This window comes from Asticcacaulis sp. AC466 (genome assembly GCF_000495815.1).
In the GTDB taxonomy this organism is placed as follows: domain Bacteria; phylum Pseudomonadota; class Alphaproteobacteria; order Caulobacterales; family Caulobacteraceae; genus Asticcacaulis.
Window position 1 is genome coordinate 1 of the sequence record NZ_AWGE01000047.1, and the last position, 707, is coordinate 707.

Consider the following 707-nt stretch of genomic DNA (forward strand, 5'->3'; position numbering starts at 1 on the left):
GCCGAGTTCTTTTGAACTGCGCATTGCATCACGCAGTGCCTCAACATCGGAACCGCTTTGCGCGGCGTCCGTCACGTGCATGAGGTACCCCGAGTGTGCGCCATTCTGGTAATACTTGCGGTGAAATAGTGTGGCGGATTCATTCAACCAGGCGGAATTTAACGCGCTGAGGTATTCCGGAATACCGTACAGCTCCTGGTTGATGCCTGGTTCCAGCAGGTGGAGCACCGAGCCGGGCGCGAACGCGTGCGGCTGGTCGAAGGATGGCACCCACCAGTAGATATCCTCCTCAATGTCACGCCGCGTGTATTTCGCCGATGACGCCAGGCGACCGGTGACACTCTTTCGGAGCTCTAAAAACGCATTGCCGAAGACAAGGAAGCGGAGCGCGAACCGGCTAAGATCCTGTTGTGACAAGAGAGGATGCGGAAAAAACGTTGAGGCCAGAATATTGCGCTTAACGTAAATTGGCGAGCTGTGGTGAACGGCGGCACGCAGGCTTTTCGCCAGCCCGGTAAAACTGACCGGCGGTTCGAACCAGCGGCAGTTATTCACACATTCCACGTAATCCAGAATGTCACGGTGATCGAGCACCGCGCTGGGCTCACCAAAGGTAAACACCTCCATTTTTTGCGGCGAGGCGGCTTTCATGTTAGCCAGGTTCTTTTGCGGCTATGGCTTGCGGCCTTTGTTTTTACTCATTAGTT

The 707-nt window shown here is 55.2% G+C and carries 1 protein-coding gene; it reads right to left on the bottom strand.

From position 1 onward, the window contains the following. The coding region (locus AEAC466_RS43440; protein WP_023460300.1) for a phage portal protein at positions 1-651 on the bottom strand (651 nt) is incomplete at its 3' end. Positions 652-707 lie beyond the last annotated feature (56 nt).